At 72.1% G+C, this 1,174-nt stretch carries 2 protein-coding genes; one reads left to right on the top strand and one right to left on the bottom strand.

Annotation, left to right across the window (positions count from 1 at the left end; translation table 11 throughout):
- Positions 1 to 46: 46 nt before the first annotated feature.
- A complete protein-coding gene (locus ABZ371_RS32765) occupies positions 47 to 220 on the bottom strand; it encodes a hypothetical protein (RefSeq protein ID WP_358686612.1) in 174 nt (57 codons plus the stop codon).
- A 270-nt stretch (positions 221 to 490) separates the two neighbouring features.
- Here ABZ371_RS32765 and ABZ371_RS32770 point away from each other — a divergent pair.
- Positions 491 to 1,174: NYN domain-containing protein (locus ABZ371_RS32770; RefSeq protein WP_358686615.1), on the top strand; the 684-nt coding region annotated here is incomplete at its 3' end.

The following is a 1,174-nucleotide window of genomic DNA, read 5'->3' on the forward strand; positions in this document are numbered from 1 at the left end:
CGCCGTCGGCGGGGCGCCCCTCTCGGCCTCTCGGCCCCTGAACCGGTCAGTTGTGACCGAAGCGCCGCTGGTGCTTGCGGGCCACGTCCGACGGGCTGCCCGGAGTCTGCGACGCGGCCGGCGACTCGTACGCCGTCGGCCTGGTCTCCTCCGTACCACGTTCCGCGGCGGACGCGCGGTCGGGCCGGCCGCCCTGTTTGCGGTTCTTGTTCTTGGCCATGGTGATGCCTCCTGTGGGGAATCTCGGGGCCAGGACCGCTGTCAGACTCACATAGCACCATAAAAGCCGCATGTTGGATCATTACCTAGCGTAGTAGGAGGGGTATCATGCGCCGTTTCCGCCGATCCGCCACGCCGATGATCGAGTTCCGGACCTTAACGGCGGTGCCGTCGGGCAGACTCGAAGGAAACCCTGAGTGAGCGAACCCCGGGTGAGCGGCCCGCCCCCACCGACCGGGTCCGCTGACCAGTTCCCGATTCCTGGAAGAGGGTGGAACGCGTGGACCGTTGCGTCGTCCTGGTGGACGCCGGCTACCTGCTGGGCGCGGCCGCCAGCCTGCTGGCCGGAGAGCCCGCCCGTTCCCGCATCACCGTCGACCACGCGGCCCTGATCCAGGGCCTGCGCGAACGGGCCGAGGCCGATACGCAACAGCCCCTGCTCCGCATCTACTGGTTCGACGGCGCCCCCGACCGGGTACCGCAGCCCGAGCACCGGCGGCTGCGGGTGATGCCCCGCGTGACGGTGCGGCTGGGCGCCCTCACCCGCAGTGACGGGCGGTGGGCGCAGAAGGGCGTCGACGCGGCCATGCACGCGGAGCTCACCGAGCTGGCCAGGAACCGGGCCTGTTCCGACGTCGTCCTCGTCACCGGCGACGGCGACCTGCTGCCCGGACTGATGTCGGCCAAGGAACACGGGGTCGCCGTCCACCTCTGGGCCGTCCAGGCCGCGGACGGCGACTACAACCAGTCCGAGGACCTGGTCGCCGAGGCCGACGAACGGCGCGTCCTGGACCGGGTGTGGATCACCAAGGCGGTCCGGGCCAAGGACACCGGCGGCGTCTGCGCCCCGGCGCCCGTCCCGCGCCCCGAGATCGCCGCCATCCTCTCGGCGCCGCTGCCGGAGGCCGCCCTCGCAGCCTCGGCCGAGCGCGCCTCCGAGGCCCAGGCCGCCGCC

Source organism: Streptomyces sp. NPDC005899, from assembly GCF_040629645.1.
GTDB lineage: Bacteria > Actinomycetota > Actinomycetes > Streptomycetales > Streptomycetaceae > Streptomyces.

Excerpts from the sequence above, each read along its gene's own strand:
- ABZ371_RS32765 (WP_358686612.1), bottom strand. The coding sequence starts at position 220 with ATGGCCAAGAACAAGAACCGCAAACAGGGCGGCCGGCCCGACCGCGCG.